21 protein-coding genes are annotated in these 22,858 nt (G+C 70.2%); 4 read left to right on the top strand and 17 right to left on the bottom strand.

The annotated features are described in order from the left end of the window. Positions 1–95 precede the first annotated feature (95 nt). The 6 genes from D892_RS0129175 to D892_RS0129150 form a co-directional block, all read right to left on the bottom strand. Positions 96–1,019, bottom strand: a complete 924-nt coding sequence (locus tag D892_RS0129175; RefSeq protein WP_036570178.1) for a PDR/VanB family oxidoreductase — start codon at positions 1,017–1,019, stop codon at positions 96–98. Between the two features lie 14 nt (positions 1,020–1,033). Beyond that, positions 1,034–2,089, bottom strand: coding sequence for an aromatic ring-hydroxylating dioxygenase subunit alpha (locus tag D892_RS0129170; protein WP_024804625.1), 1,056 nt, complete (start codon positions 2,087–2,089; stop codon positions 1,034–1,036). A gap of 228 nt (positions 2,090–2,317) precedes the next feature. After that, positions 2,318–2,920 carry a cupin domain-containing protein gene (locus D892_RS0129165; protein ID WP_024804624.1) on the bottom strand — a complete coding sequence of 201 codons (603 nt, stop codon included), beginning with the start codon at positions 2,918–2,920 and terminating at the stop codon, positions 2,318–2,320. Continuing rightward, positions 2,904–4,025 carry a 4Fe-4S binding protein gene (locus D892_RS0129160; protein ID WP_024804623.1) on the bottom strand — a complete coding sequence of 374 codons (1,122 nt, stop codon included), beginning with the start codon at positions 4,023–4,025 and terminating at the stop codon, positions 2,904–2,906. The genes D892_RS0129165 and D892_RS0129160 overlap by 17 nt, the downstream gene beginning before the upstream one ends. Next, the gene (locus tag D892_RS42400) at positions 4,018–4,998 is read right to left on the bottom strand and encodes a 4Fe-4S binding protein (RefSeq protein WP_051499197.1); all 981 of its coding nucleotides are present in this window, start codon (positions 4,996–4,998) and stop codon (positions 4,018–4,020) included. Before D892_RS42400 ends, D892_RS0129160 begins: the two co-directional genes overlap by 8 nt. 100 nt (positions 4,999–5,098) lie before the next feature. Then, a complete protein-coding gene (locus D892_RS0129150) occupies positions 5,099–5,950 on the bottom strand; it encodes a crotonase/enoyl-CoA hydratase family protein (protein WP_024804622.1) in 852 nt (283 codons plus the stop codon). A gap of 63 nt (positions 5,951–6,013) precedes the next feature. On the opposite strand from D892_RS0129150, the gene D892_RS0129145 reads away from it, so the two are divergent. Beyond that, complete coding sequence (locus D892_RS0129145) at positions 6,014–7,276, top strand: glycosyltransferase 87 family protein (protein ID WP_063629979.1); 1,263 nt, start codon at positions 6,014–6,016, stop codon at positions 7,274–7,276. A 127-nt stretch (positions 7,277–7,403) separates the two neighbouring features. On the opposite strand, the gene D892_RS47110 is transcribed toward D892_RS0129145, so the two are convergent. Next, the gene (locus D892_RS47110) at positions 7,404–7,604 is read right to left on the bottom strand and encodes a hypothetical protein (RefSeq protein ID WP_156959733.1); all 201 of its coding nucleotides are present in this window, start codon (positions 7,602–7,604) and stop codon (positions 7,404–7,406) included. A 115-nt stretch (positions 7,605–7,719) separates the two neighbouring features. Further along, on the bottom strand, positions 7,720–9,276 hold the full coding sequence (locus tag D892_RS0129140) for an AMP-binding protein (RefSeq protein ID WP_024804620.1): 1,557 nt from the start codon (positions 9,274–9,276) through the stop codon (positions 7,720–7,722). A 591-nt stretch (positions 9,277–9,867) separates the two neighbouring features. On the opposite strand from D892_RS0129140, the gene D892_RS49785 reads away from it, so the two are divergent. Then, on the top strand, positions 9,868–10,737 hold the full coding sequence (locus D892_RS49785) for a DUF302 domain-containing protein (RefSeq protein ID WP_024804619.1): 870 nt from the start codon (positions 9,868–9,870) through the stop codon (positions 10,735–10,737). 151 nt (positions 10,738–10,888) lie between these two features. Continuing rightward, positions 10,889–13,912, top strand: coding sequence for a glycoside hydrolase family 38 C-terminal domain-containing protein (locus D892_RS0129130; protein ID WP_024804618.1), 3,024 nt, complete (start codon positions 10,889–10,891; stop codon positions 13,910–13,912). Here the strand turns inward: D892_RS0129130 and D892_RS0129125 are convergent. From D892_RS0129125 to D892_RS0129095, 8 genes are all read right to left on the bottom strand, one after another. Then, positions 13,881–14,471, bottom strand: coding sequence for a hypothetical protein (locus D892_RS0129125; RefSeq protein ID WP_024804617.1), 591 nt, complete (start codon positions 14,469–14,471; stop codon positions 13,881–13,883). The two genes, D892_RS0129130 and D892_RS0129125, sit on opposite strands and share 32 nt — an antisense overlap. 219 nt (positions 14,472–14,690) lie before the next feature. Then, positions 14,691–15,176 carry a nitroreductase family protein gene (locus D892_RS49780; protein WP_369801781.1) on the bottom strand — a complete coding sequence of 162 codons (486 nt, stop codon included), beginning with the start codon at positions 15,174–15,176 and terminating at the stop codon, positions 14,691–14,693. Positions 15,177–15,188: 12 nt separating this feature from the next. Then, positions 15,189–15,722 carry a hypothetical protein gene (locus D892_RS49775; protein ID WP_369801780.1) on the bottom strand — a complete coding sequence of 178 codons (534 nt, stop codon included), beginning with the start codon at positions 15,720–15,722 and terminating at the stop codon, positions 15,189–15,191. Positions 15,723–16,031: 309 nt separating this feature from the next. Continuing rightward, positions 16,032–16,649, bottom strand: coding sequence for a MerR family transcriptional regulator (locus tag D892_RS0129115; protein ID WP_024804616.1), 618 nt, complete (start codon positions 16,647–16,649; stop codon positions 16,032–16,034). 93 nt (positions 16,650–16,742) lie between these two features. Next, entirely contained in the window at positions 16,743–17,087 is a 345-nt protein-coding gene (locus tag D892_RS42385; protein ID WP_024804615.1) for a hypothetical protein, read from the bottom strand. A 26-nt stretch (positions 17,088–17,113) separates the two neighbouring features. Further along, the gene (locus D892_RS0129105; RefSeq protein WP_024804614.1) at positions 17,114–18,499 is read right to left on the bottom strand and encodes an AarF/ABC1/UbiB kinase family protein; all 1,386 of its coding nucleotides are present in this window, start codon (positions 18,497–18,499) and stop codon (positions 17,114–17,116) included. Between the two features lie 245 nt (positions 18,500–18,744). Next, positions 18,745–19,560: an alpha/beta hydrolase family protein gene (locus tag D892_RS0129100; protein ID WP_024804613.1), complete on the bottom strand. Its 816-nt coding sequence runs from the start codon at positions 19,558–19,560 to the stop codon at positions 18,745–18,747. A gap of 125 nt (positions 19,561–19,685) precedes the next feature. Then, a complete protein-coding gene (locus D892_RS0129095; protein ID WP_024804612.1) occupies positions 19,686–20,900 on the bottom strand; it encodes a triacylglycerol lipase in 1,215 nt (404 codons plus the stop codon). A gap of 360 nt (positions 20,901–21,260) precedes the next feature. On the opposite strand from D892_RS0129095, the gene D892_RS0129090 reads away from it, so the two are divergent. Continuing rightward, a complete protein-coding gene (locus D892_RS0129090; RefSeq protein WP_024804611.1) occupies positions 21,261–21,440 on the top strand; it encodes a hypothetical protein in 180 nt (59 codons plus the stop codon). 153 nt (positions 21,441–21,593) lie between these two features. Here D892_RS0129090 and D892_RS0129085 read toward each other — a convergent pair whose 3' ends face one another. Continuing rightward, positions 21,594–22,850, bottom strand: coding sequence for a CdaR family transcriptional regulator (locus D892_RS0129085; protein ID WP_024804610.1), 1,257 nt, complete (start codon positions 22,848–22,850; stop codon positions 21,594–21,596). Between the last annotated feature and the right edge of the window lie 8 nt (positions 22,851–22,858).

Below are 22,858 nucleotides of genomic sequence, written 5' to 3'. Positions count from 1 at the left end.
ACGCAACTCCTTGGCGAAGCCGATCGCGGCCGGGAAATGTACCGCGTCAGGGCCGGGCCGACCCCAGCCCGGAGGGGTGGGGACCAGGCGGGCCCTCAGAGATCGATGACGAGGTTGGTGCGACCGCGGGAGCAGCAGATCATCATGCGGTCGTCGGCGGCCCGCTCGGCCGGGGTGAGGACGCTGTCACGGTGCTCTACCGCGCCGTCGAGCACTTTGACCTCGCACGCACCGCAGACGCCCTCCTCGCACGAGTACGCGGCATCGGCGCCCGCTTCGAGACACACCTCGAGGACGGATCTACCGGGCGGAATCGTCAGTATCCGGCCCGATCTCTGCAAGGTGACGGTGAAACCGGCTGCGGTGCCGTCGATCACGGCCGGGACGAACCGTTCCCGGTGGACGCGACGCGGATCGCGGAGGGCTGTCAGCCTGTCGAACTCGTCCACCATCCCCGGTGGCCCGCAGCAGTACAGATGTGCGGCCTCCGGGATTTCGGTGACGATATCGGCCGGCCTCGGCGCGGCACGGGCCGACGTATGGAAAACCGTTGCACCCGGAGCGTCGCTCAGTTCCTCCCCGAACAGAGTCCGGTCACTCGTCCGCGCCCAGTACCACAGACGCACCGGGGTCGCGGCCGCCGTGAGCCACCGGTACATGGATACGATCGGCGTGATACCGATGCCGCCGGCGAACAAATGGTACTCCGGGCCGTCGCGGGTGAGTACGAAGTTGTTGCGCGGGGCGGAAATACGATATTCGGTGCCGACGACAGCGGTCTGGTGCAGGTGCCGGGAGGGACTGTCGTCACGGTCTCCGGCGCGCACCGCGATTTCGTAATACGGGGTGTCGTCGGCCGACCATATGAGCGAGTACTGCGCAACCGTTGCCGCGGCGATCCGCACATCGATGTGCGCGCCTGGTTCGAACGGCGGTAGCGCCGACCCGTCGATCGGTGCGAACCGGTAGCGGTTGATATCCCTGGCCCCGTATTCGACGGCGACGAGCCTGACGGTCATGCCGGTGTCCACGGTCAGATCACCCCGTAGGTGATGCCCTTGCCGCGCAACCAGCTCCGATACCGTTGCCCCATCAGATCGGTGCGGTGGTGCAGTTCGTGCCGGAGTTCCACCGGAATACGCTCCGGCCGTTGGGTTGCCACGATCTCGCGGTCCTGGTTGAAGATGACATCGGCGCGGGCACGCACCGCGTCGGGTTCGGGCCGGGGCAGGGCGTTGAGCGCAGCGCACACGTAGGCAACACAATGCGTGGCGTCCAAGGGCTGCACGGCGAACAGCGTGGTGAAGGTGTTCGACGTTTCGGCGATGGCGTTGCCCTCCGCGTCGGCATCCACGGTGCGCTTGGAGAAGTAGCTGACCAGCGGAGCGAACACCGTGTAGGTGTAGAAAGCCAGTACCGGCTTGCCGCGGGCGTCGCCGATGGGCTGGAAGACCCGTACCTCCGAGGATTTCAAGCTACCGTCGGGCAGTTCCTGCACAGTGTAGGGCTCGAGCTCGTCCGGGGCGTCCCGTACACCGTTGAAGCCGGCGTGCACGAACGGGAAGTGGGAGGCGTCGACGAAGTTCTCGACCGCACGGAAACCGCCGCCGTCGAAATGGTAAGGGCCGCTGTGCACTTTCATGAAGGATTCGTCGTCCCATTGCGGGAACTCGGGAACACCCGCCGCCGGATCACCCAGACACACCCAGACGAACCCGTACCGCTCCTCGACCGGATACGGAAAGGCGCGGGCCTTGCGCATCGGCTTCTCGTCGGGCGCGGCCGGCATCAGCACGCAGGCGCCGTCACGGTCGTAGCGCCAGCCGTGGTAGGGACAGATCACCGTGTCGTTGTCGAGCCAGCCCTTGGACAGCCGCGCACCACGGTGGACACACAGATCCTCCCATGCGTGCGCCGAACCGTCGCTGCTGCGCCATACGATCAGGTCGCGTTCGAGCAGGGTCACCCGATGAATCGCGCCGGGCGGGAAATCGGACACGAACCCGACGGCGTACCACTGATCGAGCAGAACCTGATCCTGGCAACCGTCATTCGCGGTGATGGGCCGGTGATTCGCAGCGATTGTCATAGGAGATCCCGGTGATCGAGGTCGGTGACCGTGGTCGCGAGAAGACAACGCATCAATCTTGATGCGGCAGCGGAGAGCACCTCAACACCGTGCGCGCACAGTTTCAGGCCGGATCGCGCATGGGCCTCTCCCGCTCGGGGCGGCTTACCGTCCGCGCATGGGCATCAGCGAGCGCTGCCCTCCCGGCACTCTCGGCGTACTCGCGGTGACCGCACACCCAGGGGCAGCTCAGGGTGTTCGGAAGATGTGGTCGCGCAATCCCGCCGCCGGCGCGTAACCCCGCCTTCTTGCGATGCGCGCGGCGAGGGGCAGCAGAATTCGGCGCTGCACCGGGATCGGGATCGTGGCGGCGAAGGTCACCGAGCCCGGGGTTGCCAGCATCAGCAACAGGTGCGGCAGTCGAAGTTCCTGCTGCGCGTTGACATTTCCGTCGCGAATCGCCTGGCCGAGGGTTCTGCCGAAGGACAGCAGCCACACCGGTCCCGGAGAGTAGAGGGTGCGGACGACGATGGGCCGATCGGAGGCGTTGTACGGATCGACATGGGGCGTGCCCGGCGGGACGATCACGGCGTCTTCGGCCGACAGTGTGCCGGAGCGCCCGCCGCGCCGGTAGCGGGCCTGCGCGCCGGCGAGCAGGAGCGAATACTGGGTGATGCCGGTGTGGATGTGCGCCGGCGCCCGCCCGGTCCCCGGCGGCAGCACCCTGGTGATCCCCAGGTACTGGCGGCCGCCGGCGAAGAACCACGGATGGATCTCGACCCGCGCGCCGCCCGCGCCCGTGTAGATCTCGAAGATCGGCAGATCGCGGCGGAGTTCATCGCGGCCGGTCATGGTTCTCCGGCGCGGGATCGATCTCGGGTGCCGGTACCGTCACCCGGCGCGGGTGTCGAATCGTCTTGTGCGGAAAGTCTTTCCGGACATGGGCTTCCGGGGCGGACCCGGCCTCGACGTAGACGTATTCGGGCTTGTGCGCCAGTGGCTGCACCACGTCGCGGACGTGACCGTCGGGGTCGTCGAGGTAGCGGCCCAGTACATCCGTGCCCGCCGGGCACACCGCGACGCAGTATCCGGCGCGGAACTGCGGCGTGAACGACAGGCTCTGCCACACCGACAGCGTCTCCCCGGGGGTCACCCGGCGGCGGTAGTCGGCGGCGTCCGCACTGTCCACGACCTCTTCGACCCAGCCCGCGAAGTTCGACAGCTCGTGATGGTTGTTGTGCGTATAGCAGGCGTCGAAGTCGAATCCGCCGTCGGCATGGATGGCTCCGACCGGGCAGGTGGTGACGCACAACCCGCAATCGATGCACGGATTCGCGGCGACCGGGCGGGCGTAGCGGGTGACCGGGCGATCGATCAGGATCGTGCCCAGCACGATGAACGTGCCGAATCGCGGGTGAATGACGTTGCGGTGCAGGCCCATCTGCCCCAGCCCGGCGGCGACCGCCACCAGTTTGTGCGACACCACCCAGCTCCGATTCGGGAACCGGTGTATCTCGGCCGGGAAGCCGGCCGCCGGATACAGCGCGCGCACGCCGTGGCGCTGCAATTCCAGGCAGATCCGCCGGGCCGCCTCGTGCGCCAGTTCCTGCGTGGTGGCGACGTCGCGATTGGCCGCGCTGATCGACCTGCTACGCAGATTGTCGCGACTGGTCCGCAGGCAGAAACCGATCAGCGCGCGGGTGCCCGGCAGCGCCTCGAGGACGAAGTCCCGTTCACCCTCGAGCCCGGGCGTCGCCAGCGCGGCGAATCCCACGTCGTCGACGCCCGCGGCCAGGCATATCCCGTGCAGCCATTCGGCGTCGAGTTCGCCGGGTTCGCCGGGTTCGCCGGTCGGCCGCTCGGCTCGCATCGCCGCGACCGTCGGATGGTTCCGCAATCCGCCGGTGCGGTCGATCGGCACGTGCAGCGGATTCCACAGTCGCTCGGCGTCATTCATCTCGCGGCTCCGGCGCGGCGTCGATGTCGTCCGGTGGCATGATCCCGCTGTCCACGTAGCGCACCGTCTTGTCCCGGAACCGTTTCCGCGCATGGTCTTCCGCGTTGGATCCGGCGCTGACGTACACGATCTCGGGTTTGCGCTGCAACGGCCGCAGCACGTCCTGCAGATGGCCCTGGCGGTCGGCCAGGTACGGCCCGATCACGTCCGATCCGGCCGGGCACACCGCGACGCAGTACCCCGAGCGATACTGCCGCCGCGACTGCAGGGTGGTTTCGCGCGGGCTGATCCGCCGGTCGTAGTCGTCGGAGTCGGCGCTGTCGGCCATGGTCTCGACCCAGTCGGCGAAATTGTTCACGAACTGGTTGTAGGTGTGGGTGTAGCAGCTGTTGAAATCGAAACTGCCGTCGTTGTGAATGGCGCCCACGGGGCACGCGGCCACACACAGGTAGCAGCCCAGGCACGGATTCCAGTCCAGCGGCCGGGAATACGGCGCGATCCGCGCCTCCGTCAGTATGGTGCCGAGCCCGATGAAACTCCCGAACCGCGGATGGATCACGCAGCGATGAATTCCCAGGTGCCCCAGGCCCGCCGCCACCGCCACCGGTTTGTGCGAGACCGTCCACCCGCGGCTCGGCAACCGCTGCGCTTCCACCGGGAATGTCACCGACGGGTACAGCGCGCGAAAACCGCGATCCTGCAACGCGATACTGATCCGGTGCCCGATCGTGTCGAGTACCGGTATCGCGGTGTCGATCTCGGTGTTCACGGCGCTGGCGGCCCGGCTGCGGAAATTGTCCCGAGCCACCCGCACGCACACCGCGATCAGCGAGCGGGTGCTCGGAAGCGCCTCGCGCACATAGTCGACCTCACCCTCCAGCCCCGGCGCATCCAACGCTGCGAAACCGACGTCGTCGGCTCCCGCGTCGAGACATACCTGCCGTAACTCCGCCGCGTCCAAGACTCCGGTCATGCGAGTACCTCCTGAGTCCTAGGACGCCGCCCGAGCCGAAAAGTCATCGCTGGGCCGCGAAGTCGGTCCCCGCGCCCCGCCGACTACCGGTCGGCCCGGCTCAGTCGGCGCGGAACGGCGGGACGGCCAGGTCGTCACCGAAGATGTCCGGCAGATCGCGGGAGACGCTGTCGGGGAAGCGCGCCGGGCGCTTCTCCAGGAACGATGCCACGCCCTCGCGGGCATCGGCGCTCAGGCCGCGCCGGTGGATCCCGCGGGACTCGATGCGGTGCGCGATCATCGGATGGTCGGCGCCCAGGTTGCGCCACAACATCTGCCGCGACAGCGCCACCGACACCGGAGCGGAGTGCTCGGTGATGCGACGGGCGATCCCGTACGCCTCGTCGAGCAGGGATTCGGCCGGATGCAGCGCGGCGAACAGCCCGGCGTCCAGCGCTTCGCGGGCCTCCACGAGACGGCCGGAGTACACCCAGTCCAGGGCCGTCTGCATCGGCACCAGGCGGGGCAGGAACCAGCTGGAACAGGATTCGGGGACGATGCCGCGCCGGTTGAAGACGAAGCCGATGCGCGCGTTCTCGACGGCGAGCCGGAAATCCGCCGCGAGGGTCATCGTGATGCCCACCCCGACGGCCGGTCCGTTGACGGCGGCGATGACGGGCTTGCGGGATTCGAACATCCGCAGCACCACCTCGCCTCCCACGTCCCGGGGCGTCTCCGTCGCGTCCTCCGCCGCCGCAAAGGTTTCCGCACCCTCGGACAGATCGGCGCCGGCGCAGAAGGCGCGCCCCGCGCCGGTGAGCACGATGGCGCGAACCTCGTCGTCGCGATCGCAGGCGTCGAACGCGTCGATCAGCTCGTATCCCATCGCGGTGGTGAACGCGTTGAGCTGAGCCGGGCGGTCGAGGGTGAGGGTGGCTACGGACTCGGAGACATCGAGGCGAATATCGGCCATGCCGGACAGCATGCCACCCGCTTGCACTGTCCCAGAAGGCCGTGCCCTCTAGGCTGCCGCCTTGTGCGTGCATTGTCGGGGTTGTGGGTGGTATGGGTCGTGACGCGGGCGCTGATCGTGGTGTTCACCGGGGTCACGGCGCTGCCGCACAGCATCTGGGACGCGTCGGCCGCGGACCTGACGCTGTATCGCGAATGGGCCGAAATGATCGTGCGGCACGGCATCTTTCCGCTGCACGACGAGCGGTGGCAGTATCCGCCCGGTGCGGCCGCCCTGTTCGTGGTGCCGTGGCTGCTCGGTGGCGGGCACGGGTATAGCTGGTTGTTCTTCGGGCTGGTCGGGGTGGCGGATGCGGGCGTGCTGTGGATGTTGATCCGGGCCGCGCGGCGGGACGGGCGAGAGACGGCCCGGACGGCGCCGTGGGTGTGGGTCATCGGCGTGGCGCTGCTGGGACGGGTCTGTTACGGGCGGTTCGATCTGATCGTGGCGGCAGCGGCGGTCGCGGCGCTGCTGTGGGCGACGCGGCGGCCGATGGCGGCGGGTGCGGCGGCAGCGGCGGGTGTGTTGTTGAAGCTGTGGCCCCTGGTGGTTCTGCTCGGACTGCGCCGCCGAACGCTGTGGCGGGTGAGTGCGGCGACCGCCGGAGTCGCCGCGGTGGCCGCGGCCGGGCTGACGGCGTGGGGCCCGGGCCTGTGGTCGTTTCTGCGGTTCCAGTCCGAGCGTGGCTTGCAGATCGAATCACCCGCTGCCACACCGCTGTTGATCGCCCGGCTGCTGAACGGCGGCTGGTCCATCGCACATCGCTACGGGGCCGAGGAGCTGATCGGTCCGGGGGTGCCCGCCGTGTCCCGTGCCTGCGTCGCGGCCGTTGCCGTCGGCGGCGTGGTGCTGCTGGCGGCGTGGTGGCGCAAGCAGCCCCCGGCGACGGATCTGGTGCTGGCGGCTGCGCTGCTCGCGCTGGTGACCAGCCGCGTACTGAGCCCGCAATACGTGGTGTGGGCGGTCGGCGTGGCCGCCGTCTGTACGCTCGACGCACGGACCACGCAGCGGCCGGTGGTGTGGCTGATCCTGGCGACAGCACTGCTGAGCCAAGTCGAGTTCCCGTTCGTCTACGACCGCGTGGCCACCGGAAGCTGGCCGGGCGTGGTGGTATTGGCGTTACGCAACGGCCTGTTGGTGTGCGCGGTCGTACTGTCCGTCGTCCGGCTGTGGCGATCGCCGCCACCCTGCCGCCGCCAGGATTCCCAGCGCCGCAGCCTTGCGGGTGAGGAGCCTGTGGGGGCTGCTGCCCTCGCCGGTCCCGACCGGATACGCCTCGACCGATGACCTGAACCGGGCCTGCGTGCCGCGCCGATCAGCTGCCGCCGCCGGCGTACCGGCGCGCCACGGACTCGATGTGATCCATCAGAACTCCCAGCGCCGCAGCCGGATTCAGCTCCGCGGAGCGAAAAGATCAGGCCGGATTGCCGAGGGCGGTCAGGCAGAAACGCCAGAGATGGTCCTGGACCGACCGCATATCGCCGTCGGCAGCCGGCGCGAAGGCGTAGGCGGGTAGCGCTTGCCGTCGTAGACCCAGACGTCCATGCCGTCGTCGTTCTTCTCCATGTGCGGCCCGCGGCCGCGGGAACAGCCCGGCCGGCACCCGAACCGTCACGGCACCACGTCCTTTCGCATTACTTCAGGCAGCTGCCACCGTCTACCGAGAGGGTGACGCCGGTGACGAATGCGGCCCTGCCCGCTACTCGCCCGGCCATGGCTGCCTCGGTTCCTCAGTGCGATAAGGGAATTGCGTCGTGCCCTGCGATATCTCGGCGAAGCTTGTACTTCTGCACCTTGCCGCTGGCCGTCCGGGGATAGTCGTCGATCTCGTGCAGTTGTTCGGGCCATTTCTGGCGGGCGATCCCGGCGCGCCGGAAATGCTCCCGCACCTCGTCCGTCGTCGGCATCGCGTGGCCGGGCCGGATCCGCAGGACCGCCGCCGGATGCTCGCCGAGCCGCGGGTCGGGTGCGGCCACCACCGCGGCCTCGGCCACCGCGGGCAGGGCGAGCAGCACCTCCTCGACCTCCAGCGCGCTGATGTTCTCGCCGCCGCGAATGATGATGTCGGACTTGCGATCCGTGATCGTCAGGTAGCCGTCGGCGTCGAGGACGCCGATATCGCCGGTGTGGTACCAGCCGTCGGCGTCGAAGACCCGCTCGGTCAGCGCCGGATCCGTATAGCCCAGGCACAGATCCGGTCCGCGGCTGAGGATTTCGCCGTCGCCGGTCAGCCGGATCTCCACGCCGGGACGCGGCCGGCCGTCGGTGAACAACCGCTTGTCCTCCGGTGCGTCGGGCGCGGAGCCGGTGACGGAGGGATGTTCGGTGCTGCCGTAGGACCGGGTGACCACGATGCCGAGGCCCGACAGCCGCCGCGTCACCGCCGCGGGGACGGCCGAGCCACCGAGCCCGACCTGGCTGACGTAGCGCAGATGAGCGGTGGTGAACTCGGGGCGGTCGAGCAGGCTGGTCACGAAGTACGGCGGGCCGCCTGCCACCGCCACGCCGTCGCTGTCCATCAGCGCCAGCACCCGCTCCGGATTCCAGACGTCGCACATGTCGATGGGCCCGCCGCGCAGCACCGGAATCAGGAAGGCGCCCAGCATGCCGATGAAATGCCCCACCGGAAGCCCCATCAGCTGGCGGCCCGGGTCGCCCGGCGGATAGTTCGCGATCAGCTGGCGGGTCTCGAAGACCAGCGACCGGTGCGAGTGCACCACGCCCTTCGGATCTCGGGTGGTGCCCGACGTGAACGCGATCAAAGCCGGTGCGGCCGGGTCGGTTTCGACGACGCCGCACATCGGCTCGGGCGCCAGCAGCGCGTCGAAGTCACGACCCACGACGCCGACGATCGGCACGCGGGCGCTCAGCGCCGGGTCGTGGCTCGACCGGCCGAACCGCTCGGCGGTGACGAAGACGCGCGGTGCGACGCTGTCGAGGATGAAGGCGAGTTCCTTGGCGCCGTAGAAGTGCACGATCGGCACCACGACGGCGCCGAGAAAAGCCGAGGCCCAGAACGTCGCCGCCGCCTCCATCCAGTTCGGCAGCTGGAAGGCCACCACGTCGCCCGGCCCGACGCCGCGGGCCCGCAGCCCCGCCGCCAGCCGCCGCGCGACCGTCTCGACGTCGCGCAGCGACCCCTCGAACGGGCGCACCTCGGAATGGACGTGAAACCCTTCGCCACGAGCGAGTTCCAGATGCCTGTCGAGCAGGCTGCCGAGGGTGTCGGGCGTCCACCAACCGCTCGCCTCGTACCGGCTCGCCACCTCGTCCGGCACGCGACGCAGAGAGCCTGCGCGCCAAGCGGTTCCCGTATCGGTCACTGAGAGCCCTTTCTCGACGCCGCGAGGTCGGGAACGGCTCCGGAGGGCTGCTCCGCGTCCGTTCCGATGCCCCTGGCAACGCTTCTCCAGCGCTCAGGGTAGAGCGCTGCTCTACTTCAAACAAGAGTCTCGTTTACGAAAATTCAGTATGCCGATATACCCCAATGAGTTTATAACTCTCTAAAACCGGAAGTGGCATTTCGGACAGCATTGCGCGGACCACCAGGGTGACGGCCCGCGGCGCAGGCCGGTTCAGGACGGAGTCGAGACGGCGGCAGTCCGCCGACTGCCGGTCCGGGGCGTGTGCCCCCATCCCGGGAGGGCGGAGCCGCACGCCCGGGCCGGCGGATCCGTCGCATCGAGCCGGGGGCGGATAGCGCTGTACGACAGAGCTTTCACCATGTCGGCCATCCGATCGGCACGGTCGGCGTGCGTCGGATGCAGCTGCCCCGCCCGGAACCCGGGAGGTTTTCCCGGCACCGCATGACCTTCGGCTCTCGGCGGTCGCGGCCGCCCGATGCAGGCTGGACGGAGCACTATCGAAGGAGCCGCTCCATGACCTACGACGTGTCGGTGTGCCGGACGCCCCCGCAGACGGTATTGCGGGTGCCCTGGGGCATCCGGCCGGACCGGTTGGGGGAGGATCTCTCCATCGGGCTGCGCGAGCTGACCCGAATCTCGGGGAAGGCCGGGCTGACCGTCTGCGGCGCCCCGACCATCACCTTCCACGACGACTGGCCGCCGGAGCGGGCGATCGTCGTCGACCTCGGCGCACCGGTGGAGACCGCGCCGAACCTGGGGCCGGATTCCGGCGGCGAGGTCGTCGTCACGGCCGGATCGCTGATCGCGCGGACCAGCCACCGCGGCGGCTACGACCGGCTCGCCACCGCCCATCAGGCCCTGCGGGACTGGATCGAGGCCGGCGGCTACCGGCAGGTCGGGCCGCCGACCGAGGTGTATCTGGTCGGGCCCGAGGAGGTTACCGACCCGCGCCGGCTGCTGACCGAGATCCGCATCCCCGTCGCCCCGAGCCCCGCCCTCGTGGCGCGTCTCGACGCACCCTTCGACGTGGTGGTCGCGCGCACGCGGGAAGCGTTGCGGCGGCAGGGGTTCGGTGTCCTCAGCGAGATCGACGTGCGGGCGGTGCTGCGGGACAAGGCGGGTGAGCCGATCGAGGATTACCTGATCCTCGGCGCCTGTCACCCGCGGCTGGCCTGCGACGCCCTGAACGCCGACCGCCGCGCGGGACTGCTGTTGCCGTGCAACGTGATCGTGCGCGCGGCCGGCGCCGGCACGCTCGTCGAGGCCGTCGATCCCGAGGTGCTGAGCGGCGTGCTGCCGCATCCCGACCTCGAGCGAGTGGCGGCCGAGGCGCGCCGGCTGCTGACGGACGCGCTCGCCGAGTTGAGCGGCGCCCCTCGGTAGTCGCGGTCCGCCGCGGGCTCCGTAATCGCGGTCCGCCGCGGGCTCCGTAGTCCCGGTCCACCGCGGGCGATGTCGCTCACTCCGTGCCGCCGGCTGGTAGAGAATGAGGGCGGTTCGTCGATCACACCGCCGTCCGAGGGGAGCCACCGCCATGCACGATGACCGCCGGCTGATCGAGGATCGCCTCCACCGTGTTCTCCCCGAGCGGATCGTCCCGGCGATCTATCCCGAATCCGTGCCGATGGCCGCATCCCTCTGGGTCGCGCCCGACGAACCGGTGCCGGTCGCCGAGGGCCTGGCCGCGCCCCGGACCCCCGTCGAGCCCGGTGCCGCGTGGGGAGCACCGTGGGGAACCAGCTGGCTCACGGTGGAAGGGACGGTTCCGGCCGCGTGGGCCGGGCGAACCGTCGAGGCGATCGTCGACCTGGGCTTCGACCGCAACATGCCGGGCTTCCAGTGCGAGGGTCTGGTGTATCGGCCGGACGGGTCGCCGGTCAAGGGTCTGCAACCGCGCAACCAGTGGGTGCGGGTGGCCGCCCCCGCGGCGGGCGGCGAACGGGTCGTCCTGCACGTCGAGGCCGCGTCGAACCCGATCATTCCCTTCTTCACGCCGAATCCGCTGGGAGACAAGCCGACCGCCGGCGACCGACCGCAATACCGCCTCGGGCGACTGGATCTCGCGGTCTTCGACGATCGGGTCTGGCACCTGGTGCAGGACCTCGAGGTGCTCGGCGAGCTGATGCACGAACTGCCCGAGGACTCCGGCCGCCGCCACGACATCACCCGGGCGATCGACAGCGCGCTCGACGCCGTCGATCTCCAGGATGTGAACGGCACCGCCGCGGCGGCGCGCGCCTGCCTGGCCGAGGTGCTGGCCCGGCCCGCGGCGCCGTCGGCGCATGCGATCTCCGCGGTCGGGCACGCGCACATCGACACGGCATGGTTGTGGCCGCTGCGCGAGACGGTGCGCAAGGTCGCCCGCACCGCCGCCAATATGACCGCGCTGCTGGACGACGAGCCCGAGTTCGTCTACGCGATGTCCCAAGCGGCACAATACGATTTCCTGAAACAGCATCGTCCCGAGGTGTACGAGCGGGTGCGCAAGGCGGTGTCGGACGGCCGGTTCCTGCCCGCCGGCGGCATGTGGGTGGAGTCGGATACGAATATGCCGGGCTCCGAGGCGATGGCGCGGCAGTTCGTGCACGGCAAGCGGTTCTTCCTGGCGGAGTTCGGCATCGAGAACCGCGAGGCCTGGCTGCCCGACACGTTCGGATTCGCCGCCGGGCTGCCCCAGATCATCAAGGCCGCCGGGTCGGACCGGCTGCTGACACAGAAGATCTCGTGGAGCCGGATCAACCCGTTTCCGCACCACACCTTCCTGTGGGAGGGGATCGACGGCACCCGGATCTTCACCCACTTCCCACCGGTCGACACCTATAACTGCTCGATGCAGGGACACGAGATCGCGCACGCCGCACGGAATTTCAAGGACAAGGGCCGCGCCTCGCGATCGCTGGCGCCGACCGGCTGGGGCGACGGCGGCGGCGGGACGACGCGGGAGATGATCGCCAAGGCCGCCCGGATGGCCGATCTGGAGGGCTCGCCGCGGGTGGTGTGGGAATCGCCCGCAGACTTCTTCACCGCGGCCGAGGCGGAGTACGAGAATCCGCCGGTGTGGGTGGGCGAGCTGTACCTGGAATTGCATCGGGCGACGCTGACCAGCCAGGCGAAGACGAAACAGGGCAACCGGCGCAGCGAGCATCTGCTGCGCGAGGCCGAGCTGTGGGCCGCGACGGCGGCGGTGCGCGACCGCCGCGAGTATCCGTACGCGGCCCTGGACCGCCTCTGGAAAACCGTGCTGCTGCACCAGTTCCACGACATCCTGCCGGGGTCGTCGATCGCCTGGGTGCATCGCGAGGCGGAGCGGAACTACGCCGAGGTGGCCGAGGAGCTGACGGCGATCATCGAGCGGGCCCAGTGGGCGCTCGGCGGTGAGCGGGCCGGGCCGAACGTCTTCAATGCGGCGCCGCATGCGTGGCGGTCCGTTCCGGCGGGTGCGGCCGCGCCGGAACGGGCCGGCGACCCGTGCACCGTCACCGCACGGGCGGGCGGTGGATTCGTGCTCGACAACGGGCTGCTTCGGGCCGAGGTGGACGCGCGGGGCCTGGTCGTCTCGGTGGTCGACCCGGCGGGCGGGCGCGAGACGGTGCCGGCCGGCTCGGCCGCGAATCTGCTCCAGCTGCACCAGGACTACCCGAACTCGTGGGATGCCTGGGATGTCGATCTGTTCTACCGGAACCGGGTCACCGATCTGATCGCCGCCGACTCCGTTGTCGCGGAGCATGATACGGGCTCCGTGCGGATCGGGCGGTCGTTCGGGTCCTCGACGGCCGAACAGACGCTGACGCTGCCGGCGGGTGCGCGGAGCCTGCACATCGAGACCACCGTCGACTGGCACGAGACCGAGAAATTCCTCAAACTCGCCTTCCCCCTGGACATTCACGCCGATCGCTACGCCGCCGAGACCCAGTTCGGGCATCTGTTCCGGCCCACGCACACCAACACCAGCTGGGAGTACGCGAAGTTCGAGGCCTGCAACCATCGGTTCGTCCACTTCGCCGAGCCGGGGTGGGGTGTGGGGCTGGTCAACGACTCCACCTACGGGCACGACGTCACCCGCACCGTCCGGGCCGACGGCGGGACGACCACGACGGTGCGGGCGTCGCTGCTGCGGGCACCGCGGTTTCCCGATCCCGAGACCGATCACGGCGTCCACCGGTTCCGGCATGCCCTGCTGCCGGGCGGCTCGCTCGGGGACGCGGTGCGCGAGGGCTACCGGATCAACCTCGCGCCGTCGCGACCGGCCGTCGCCGAGGCGGTCGAACCCCTGTTCTCGGTCGACAACGATGCGGTGGTCACCAGCGCGGTCAAGCTCGCCGACGACGGCAGCGGCGATGTCGTCCTCCGGGTCTACGAGGCGCACGGCGGGCGAGCCACCGCGTTGATTTCCCCCGGCTTCGACACCACCGGCTTCCGGACCTGCGATCTGCTGGAGCGACCGGTACCGGAGGATATCTCGGCGACCGCGGCGGACGCGGGAGTTCGCCTGCGCCTGCGGCCCTTCCAGCTCGTCACGCTCCGGTTCACCCGTGCTCCGGGCGCCGCGGCCGGGTGACCATCGCCCGCTTCACCCGGCGCCCGCCGCCGCTTTCGTCCGTGCCCGTTTCGTCCGTGCCCGTTTCGTCCGTGCCTATTTCGTCCCTCCTCATTTCGAATCTGCGCGCGACGCCCGGTTCGCCCCAATCACGTCGGATCGCCAGAGCGAGGGACTGCCGGTTCTTCATATCCACGTAGGACAGCAGGGCGTGCAGGGGGTTGCGGTCGGCGGAAGTCAGGGCGGTGATGCGGGCCGCCAGGCGCTCCAGTTCGGCGCGGACGCAGGCCAGGGTCAGCACCGAGCCGTCGCGGCGGTTGGCGGACAGCGCCGCGCGCAGCGCGTTCTCCATCGCCACGCGTCCCTGCGCCCGCCAAGCCGCGCCGCCGGCGGCCGCGTCTTCGGTCGTCTCGTCCAAATATTCGAACAGCCCGTACAGTCCGCGGCGGGACGGGTCGGCGGCCGGGAGCGCGCGGACAGCGTCGGCCAGCGCCGCCACGCCGGACCGGACGGTGCCGACATCCACGTCCCGGCGCAGGGCGTCGAGAAGGGACAGCAGCTGTGGCTCGAGGTTGTTCATCGATCGGCTCTCTTCCCACGGCACGGTGCTCCCACCACGGCAATGCCCGATCTGCCCGTTCTTATTGCCGTCTCGGTGTTTCCCCACTGTGTGCCGCACCCGGCGGCCCCGACAGGGGCCGAGGGCCCGGACGCCGGGTGTCCTTCTGCTCATCCGTGCACCGGACCGGCACCTATCCCTCGCCCGGCGGCAGATATCGGCGGCCGAACGGCGCGGCACTCACAGGGGCCGTAGCACATCCTCGAGGGACCGCCGGGGGGCCGGGACGGGCCTGGAACCGTTCGCGGCCCAGCCCATCCGGACGATCAACTGCGGAAATCCGCTGTCGTCGAGCACATCCGTGCGGATCCGGTCCCGGATGCCCGGCGACTCCAGCGGTTCGGTCAGCGCACAGGTGGCCAGGCCGAGCGTGGTCGCGGTCAGCAGCACCGCGCTCGCGGCCTCGCCGGCCCGCAGCCACGACACCCGGTCGTCGCCGGTCGTGCTCAGCACCAGCATCCGGTCGGTGGCACCGATGTCCCGGACGACCGCTTGCGACAGAACGGGATTCGAGAACGGCCGCACCGTCGCGTCGACGACGACCACCGCGTTGCGGGCGGGCACACCCGCCGGATCGGCATGCCGCGCGCTCCACAACGCCGGTTCCGCCCCGTACCCGGGGTCCTCGGCGTGGTCGTGGAACGCCTCCTCGAACGCTCGCAGCAACCGTTCCCTGGGCTATCCGGACTCGACGTCGCACACCGGCACCCCGTTGGCTTCCCCGGCCGCGACGATCGCCGCCACATGCGCGGCCGGCAGCTCCCCGGAGGCGTAGCGGCGCCGGTCGGTGCGGCGCCGGGTGATCGCCCGCGACATCCGCACCGCCTCGACCGTCGATGCGGCGCCGCGAAACTCGATGGCGGCCAGATGATCCGGATCGGCCGGGTTCGGCGCCCGGTGCATCACGGTGTCCCAGCCGAACACCCGGGCGGCGACCCGGAAATGATGCAGTGCCGCACCGCAACTCAGCACCAGGTCGCGCTGCCCGGGATCGGTGTGCGGCAGTCGCAGGCCGGTATCGGCGTACAGGTGGACGGTGCGGTCGCCCACCCGCCACAGCCACGGCTGCGTGTTGTGCGCCGAGGGCGCCCGCACCGCCAGCGCCAGCGCCCCGTGCACGGTGTCGCGGTCGGGATGCGCGTTCGACATCATCGGTCCCCTCTCGGATGTCGCCGCGGCCCACTCCGGGGCCGCCCCGACCGTTTCCAGCATTCCCCGCCCGGTACCGCCCCGAGACGGCCGATCGTCCTCTTCCGCCGGGGCCAAAGCCCATCCGCCGACTCCGGGCCGCTCGTCACCGCCATCGGCCGCAGGCTCCACGTACCGGTTCTGTCCCGGCGCGGGCATCATTCATGTCACCGGGACCCGAGGCGGCGCCGCGAATGGCCGGACGAGATGTCCGTACGACGGGCGGCCCGGGCGGTTTCGTACCACCCGTGCCGACAGGTGCGGTCTACGGCCTGTTCGGCTCGTACGCACCGGGTCCGGTCGTGGCGGCGGTCGCCGCGACCGGAGTCGCCCTCACGGTCGTGCGGCGCCGGGTGCGGGCGGCGACCACCCCGGCGGCAGCACGCGGCGACGCTCCCGCTCCATCCGCTCCCGCTGCTCGGGGCTCAGCACGGCCAGCGCCTCCTCGCGCCGCTTCGACAGTGCCGCAAGCTCTTTCGCGCTCAGCTGCGCCGCGAACTCTTGGCGGCGCTGCCGCATCCGGTCGAATTCCTCCTGGGTCAGTGGCCGGCTCATCGTCATCGTCTCCTCGATCAGTTGCAGGAACTCCGTCACCGACGGTTCGGCCACCGTGCCGAGCCCGCCGAGCACACCGAGCAGCCGCGACCGCAACCGGACCGCCCGGGCGATTCGTTCGTCGACGATCGCGAGCTGCTGCCGAACCACCTCGCGCGGATCGGCTTCCGGCTCGGCGTCCAGCAGGGCCGCGATCTCGTCGAGCCGGAAGCCGAAGTCCCGCAACGCCACGATGCGATGCAGCCGCCGGACATCGGCCCCCGTATAGCACCGATGACCACCCGACGTCCGCGACGACGGCACCAGCAGGCCGAGCCGGTCGTAGTGGTGCAGCGCACGGGTGGTCACCCCGGTCTCCCGGGCCAGCTCCCCGATCCGCCACATCCGCTCGCCCACGCCTCACTCCTCCCGGTGTGCGCACCCCACGCTAGAACCTGACGCTGCGTCGAATTCAAGTGTGACCCATGCCACACCGCGGGTGCGGTCGCGCTATTCGGCGGTGAGTTCGGCCAGCGCGTCGGCCGCGTCCCGGTTACCGCCCGCGGCGAGCCTACGCAACTCGACCAGGTCCACCTGCTCGATCGCCAGCTGGACCAGTTCGGCGGCCGCGTCGGCATTGCCGTGGTCGGCCCAGCGCCGCAACTCGCCCATGTCGCCGTGCTCGGCGGCCAGCGCGATGAGCTCGTCGGCGGCGTCGTGGCTGCCGGCATCGGCGAGCCGGCGCAGCTCGGCCATATCGCCACGCTCCACGGCCAGCTCGATCAGCTCGTCGATCGCCTCGCTGTCCCCGCCGGCCGCGCGTTCCCGCAGGTCGGCCGAATCGGATTCGCTCATGACACGCCCTTTCGGCTCGCCCGCCGTCAGTCCGCGGGCAGGTCCACGCCCCGCTCGGCCGCCTTCGCCGCCACCTCGTCCGGGAAGATGTTGCGGAACAGGTAGAGATCCTGCCCGAGGCGCCAGCCGGGGGCCAGGGCCACCGCGTACCGCTCGAAGTAGCCGAGCTGCTTGCCCATCAGGATGAGCTGTTCCGGGCCGGCCGCGCCGCGCCGCTTCCCGAATTCGACCAGGCGGGCGGCCACCTTGCCCATGTCCAGCTGCGCGAGCTTGCCCGACAGCACCGGGGCCAGGGCGGTCGCCAGCTGGCGGCCGACGGTGGCGTCGTCGCCGGAATCGCTGCCCACCAGGTCGAGTTCGCGCAGCGCCCGGGCGACCGGGCGGAAGTCGCCGTCGATCGCGCTGGCGTGGAACAGCGCCCCGACGAACGCGCGCCACTGCGGCGTCATCTTCCCGACGATGCCGAAATCGAGCATGGCGGCGCGGCCGTCGTCGAGCAGCCACAGGTTGCCGGCGTGCACGTCGCCGTGGAACAGCCCGTGCACCACAACGCTTTCCACCCACGCCTTGACCAGCCGCCGGATCAGCAGCTCCGGATCGGGGTGCACGGCGCGGATGTCGTCGAAGCGATCCAGCGGCATCCCCCGCATCCGCTCCATGCACAGCACCCGCGGCCCGCAGTAGTCCCAATACACCTCGGGCACAACGATATTCGTATTGTCGCCGAATGCCCGCAGGTGGCCGCGGACCCGGGTCTGGTTGTCGGCCTCGTTGCGGAAGTCCAGCTCGGCGACCGTGGTCTCGTACAGATCGCGCACCACGCCCTCGGCGTTGGCGACCCGCGCGTTCTCCGAGCGCTTCTGCAACTGCCCGGCCAGCCGGTACGCCGCGCGCAGGTCCACGATCATCCGGCGCGCGATATCGGGACGCTGCACCTTCACCACGGCCGGGCGCCCGTCGGCCAGCACGCAGCCGTGCACCTGCGCGACCGACGCCGCCGACAGCGGCTCGTCGTCGAATTCGCGGAACAGCTCGTCGATCGGCCGGCCCAGATCGGCCTCGACGATGGCGCGGGCGGCCACGCCCGGGAACGGCGGCACGTCGTCGAGGCAGCGCAGGCAGGCATCGGCCAGCTCGCGGGGGAACGACGCCGGGGACGACGCGATCAGCTGGCCGAGCTTGACGAACATCGGGCCCAGCGACTCGAAACCGTCGACCATCCCGTCGGCCACCGCCCGCCGGCGCCGCGCCCGGCGCAGGCCGCCGCGCACCACCCGGCGGCTCACCGACGCGCCGAGCACGGTCCCGATCACGGCCGTGCGCCGGAATTCGGAGAAGCCGAACTTCTCCAGCGGCGGCTGCGGCGCGGCCGACTCGGTCACCGGCTCGGCGTCCAGCGCGCCCGCCGTCACCTGCCACCACCGATCGCCGCCAGGTCTCCGGCTCGCATACCGCCTCCGGCTCGCGTACCGGCTCCGACGCCTGCTGCCCAGCTCATCTGCACCGCTCCGACCGCCTTGTCGCTCTCGTTCGAAACGCCGACGTTCGACATTTCCGGCACCGTCTCGAGGCGGCGCCGACTCGGCTGTACGACGAAAAGTGTATTACCCCGCCGTCACGGTCGCGGGCAGGAGCCGGGTCATACGGGCACGCCGGGTCATACGGGCACGCCGAGCCCCGAGGCCAGCACCGGCCACGACCGCTTCAGCGCATCCTGCCAGTACCCCCACGAATGCGAGATGAACATCGCCAGCCCGCGCAGCCCGTCGGCGTGCAGGTAGGGATCGTTGGCCGCCCACATCGGGTCGTCGTCGGGGCCGTACATGTTCACCGTGTCGCCGCCGCCCCAGCTCTCCACCGACATCTTCACGAACTGCCGCCCGAGCGGATCGCTGATCTGCGCGCAGCCGCTGTAGGCGGCCACCGCCCGGTACAGCCCCGGCTCGGCGATCGGCAGCTGCAGCACCGAGGTGCCCGAGGTGGACAGCCCCGCAACTGCATTCGCGCCGGTGGTGGCGAATTCGGCGTCGATCAGCGGCGGCAGTTCCTCGGTGAGGAACGTCTTCCATTTGTACACACCGAGTTTCGGGTCCGGCGCGCGCCAGTCGGTGTAGTAACTCCACTTGCCGCCGACGGGCTGCACCACGTAGACCTGCTTGTCGGACAGGAACCCGAGCACATCGGTGTTGCGCTGCCAGGTGGCCGTATCCTGGCCTCCCCCACCGCCGTTGAGCAGATACAGCACCGGGGCGGGCGCGCCGGTGTCGGCCGGGCGCTGCACGTTCACCATGATGTCGGTGTTCATCGCCGCGGAGTGCACCCGCAACTGCACGGTGCGCCCGTCCACCGGCCACGTGCCGGTCACCGACGAGCCGTCCGGCGCCTCCGCGGCCGCCGGCGCCGCCCCCAGCAGGGCGCCGGCCGCCACCAGCACGGCGGGAATCACGCTGCCGCGCAGCAGTGTGCGAATCATCTCGAATCTCCTGTATCGAATGACGCCGCTGGTCGAATGACGCCGCTGTCGAATGAGACGGCCGGACAGGCCGGCACCCGCCGGGCGGCGCGAATCTCGCCGCCCGGCGGGCCACCGATCGGGCGTCAGAGCTTGCCGCCGCCGCCCACCAGCCAGGGATTGAAGGTGCACTGCACCGGCTGCCCCGGATCCAGCGTGTTCAGGATGATCGACAGCACCCGCGGCGAGTACATCAGCGTCAGGTGATCCGACAGATCCTGCTCGCAGCCGTCCTGCAGCGTGATGTTGCGGACGGTCGCGCCCGGCCCGGGCGTCAGGAAGGTCAGATCGTAGGGCGTCGTCACCTCGTCGTACCGGGTGCCGACCACCGTGTAGTCCACCCCGGGCACGGTGTCGCCGCCGGCGTTGAGCTGGTTGACGAAGTCCGAGCCCACCGTCTGCTGAATGCCCGAGTGGCCCACGAAGATCTCGATCAACCCCAGCACGTCGATGCCGAAATTGTTGATCGCGCGGCCCAGCGCACCGATGCCGTCCAGCGTGGTGCCGTGGTTGGTGGCGCCGAAGGTCATCAGGTGGTGCACCTCGGACGCGCCGCCCTCGAACTTCAGGTACTGCCGCGAGACGGCGCCGCCCTGCGAATGCCCGACGATGTTCACCTTCTGCGCGCCGGTCGCCGCGAGCACCCGGTCCACGAAGGTGGCGATCTGCTTCGCCGAATCCTGAATGAGACCGGTGCCGTTGGCCCCGGGCAGGACCGAGCCGAGCCCGCCGCCCTCGAGCAGGTTGGACCGGCCGTAGTTGAACGTGAATACGCAGTGGCCGGCGTCGTGGATGGGCTGGGAGACGTACGCGAAGTTGTCGTACGCGTTCTCCCAGGTGCCGTGGATCAGCACCACCGGTTCCGGGTGTTCGGCGGTCGGCTTGCAGTTCCAGTCGTTGGAACCCGGCGGCGCCATGTTCGGATTCAACAGGGCCTGGCCGAATGCCGCCAGGAAGGATGTGGAGGGCGGGCCGTAGCCGACGGTGTCCGAGGAGTGCCCTCCGGACGAGCCCGAACTCGATCCCGATCCGCCGTAGCAGTCACCGGATCCGTTGCCCGATCCGGCGCCGCTGCCCGAATTGCACGACGACCCGGACCCCGCGCTACCCGTGTCGGCGATCGGATGTGCGGCCGGATCCTTCAGTCCCTGCCCGATCAGATCGGCCAGTTGCTGCGCGGTCGGCGCCTGCTGCTCGGCCGGATCGGCGCCGGCGCCCACGCTGCCGAAACCCACTGCCAACAGCGAGACTCCCACGAGAACCGCGGCGCTCAACGGCCTGCGGCGGGTATTTCGTCTCATTCCATGCCTTCCTACAGAACGACGGCGTTCTCCGGTTCCGGTGGGGGACGGCGATTTCGACCGGCCGTCCGGAACTGCGCTCACACGCTAGGTCGGCGCACGGATGCCGGATACGAACCACAGCAGGGTCTTCGAAAGGTCACGAGCGGTACCCGGACGCACAGTGACAGTTCACGACGGGTGAAATTCCGCGCGGCGCGGGATCACATCTGCAATCGGCTGTCGCGTTCACAATTGCACCGGCTGTGGGCCGTGAATTTTCCAGCGCCGCAATTTATCACGATCCGATCACGGCAAGGGGGTGCATTATTTTCCCAGTATTCCGCTCCGCCGATTCCGGCGGTTCCCCCGGGAGTTCCGATGGCGCACACCACGATCCCGTCGCCGCGATCCGGTGCCCGTGCCCTGACCTGCACCGCGCTCGCCGCCGCGATATTCCTGAACGCTCCTGCCGCCCTGGGCGATCCGATCATGGACGCCGTGGCCGCGGTGATCGAAGCGGCGGTGTCACCGAGGCCGACGCCATGGCCGGGTGGCTGATCGGTCGCGGCATCGCGCCGGAGCGCGTCCACACCGAGAACGCCGCCGCCGGCGTCCCCCTGATCGGCACGATAACGCCGGAGGGCCTGCCGCCCCTGCTGGTGGCGCCGTTCGGCCCGGCCGTCCGACCGCTCCGGACGGGGCTCGCCGGACCTACCGGCGAGCCCCGTCCGCCGGGCACACCACGGCGAGATCGTAGGCCAGCAGGGCGAGGCTGGCCCGCGAGATGCCGTCCGGATGCGAGACATCGATGCCGGTCAGCCGCTCGATGCGGCGCTGCCGGTGCGAGACGCTGTTGGGGTGGATGCCGAGCCGCTGGGCCGTGCCGCGGCGGTCGAGCCCGGTGTCGAGGAAGGTGCGCAGCGTATCCACCAGTTCCGGATGCGGCGACAGCGGGGCGAGTACCGCGGCGAGGTGCTCGCGGGCCGGGCCGGGCCGGGTCATCTGATATTCCACCGCCACGTCGGCCATCCGGTACAGGCCCGGCGGACGGCCCAGGGCCCGCACCAGTTCGAGCAGCTCCCGGGCCTGCTCGGCGAGTTCGGGGATGTCCTCGGTGGCGCCTGTCACCACGGTGGCCGTCAGCGGCACCGAGGCCGCGGCCGACAGCACGTCCAGGGTCTCAGTGGTCATCGCCAGGCCGCCGGTGAGCGGCACGGGCTCCTCGATCGGCACCAGGATCGTGCCGCCGTCCACCGACAGCAGCGACAGCGCCCGCGAGCCCAGCACCGGCGCCAGCGCGCTCTGCAGCCGCCGCAGCTTGCGCCGGGCGACGCCCTCGGTGTTCAGCCGCGAGTCCCGCTCGCCCGGATGCGGCGGAACCGACAGCACCACCACCTGATACGCGGCGGCGACGCTGATCCCGGTCCGGCGGGCCAGCGCCTCGCGGCCGTGCCCGCTCAGCAGCGCCGTCACGAGAGTCTGTGCGGCCGTTTGATGATGGCGTGCCGCGTGCCGGTGCTCGTCGAGATACGCCGACGAGGTGGCGACGGTGACGGTCTCCAGCAGCCGCAGCGTCTGCTCCGTCCCGTCCATCAGTTCGGCCGGGCCGCACCGCTGTTCGCCGGCGACCTGCTCGAAGCCGCGGCGCACCGCCTCGTAATACGTGCGCAGCACGGTATCCAGGTCGATGCCCTCGCGGGCCCATTCGGCGGCCCGGCCGACCAGCTCCGACAGCCGCGCCGCGTCCTGCGGTTCCGGCGCCGACAGCACGTGCAGGGCCAGGACCAGGCATTCCCGGACGCCGGCCGTCAGGCCCTCGGCGTCGGCGCCCGGCCGGTCGGCGTCGGCGCGGAAGTGTTCGGTCAGTTTCCCCGCCAGGACGCCCGGGGCCGCGCCGCGGGGGGACGCCTCGGCCCGGCCGGCCGAACCGAAGGGAAGTGAACTCAGAACCGGTGCGGTAGATGTCATCGGGTCGC

The organism is Nocardia sp. BMG51109, assembly GCF_000526215.1.
GTDB lineage: Bacteria > Actinomycetota > Actinomycetes > Mycobacteriales > Mycobacteriaceae > Nocardia.
The sequence above is the reverse complement of the archived record's forward strand: the minus strand, read 5'-3'. Positions and strand labels throughout refer to the sequence as shown.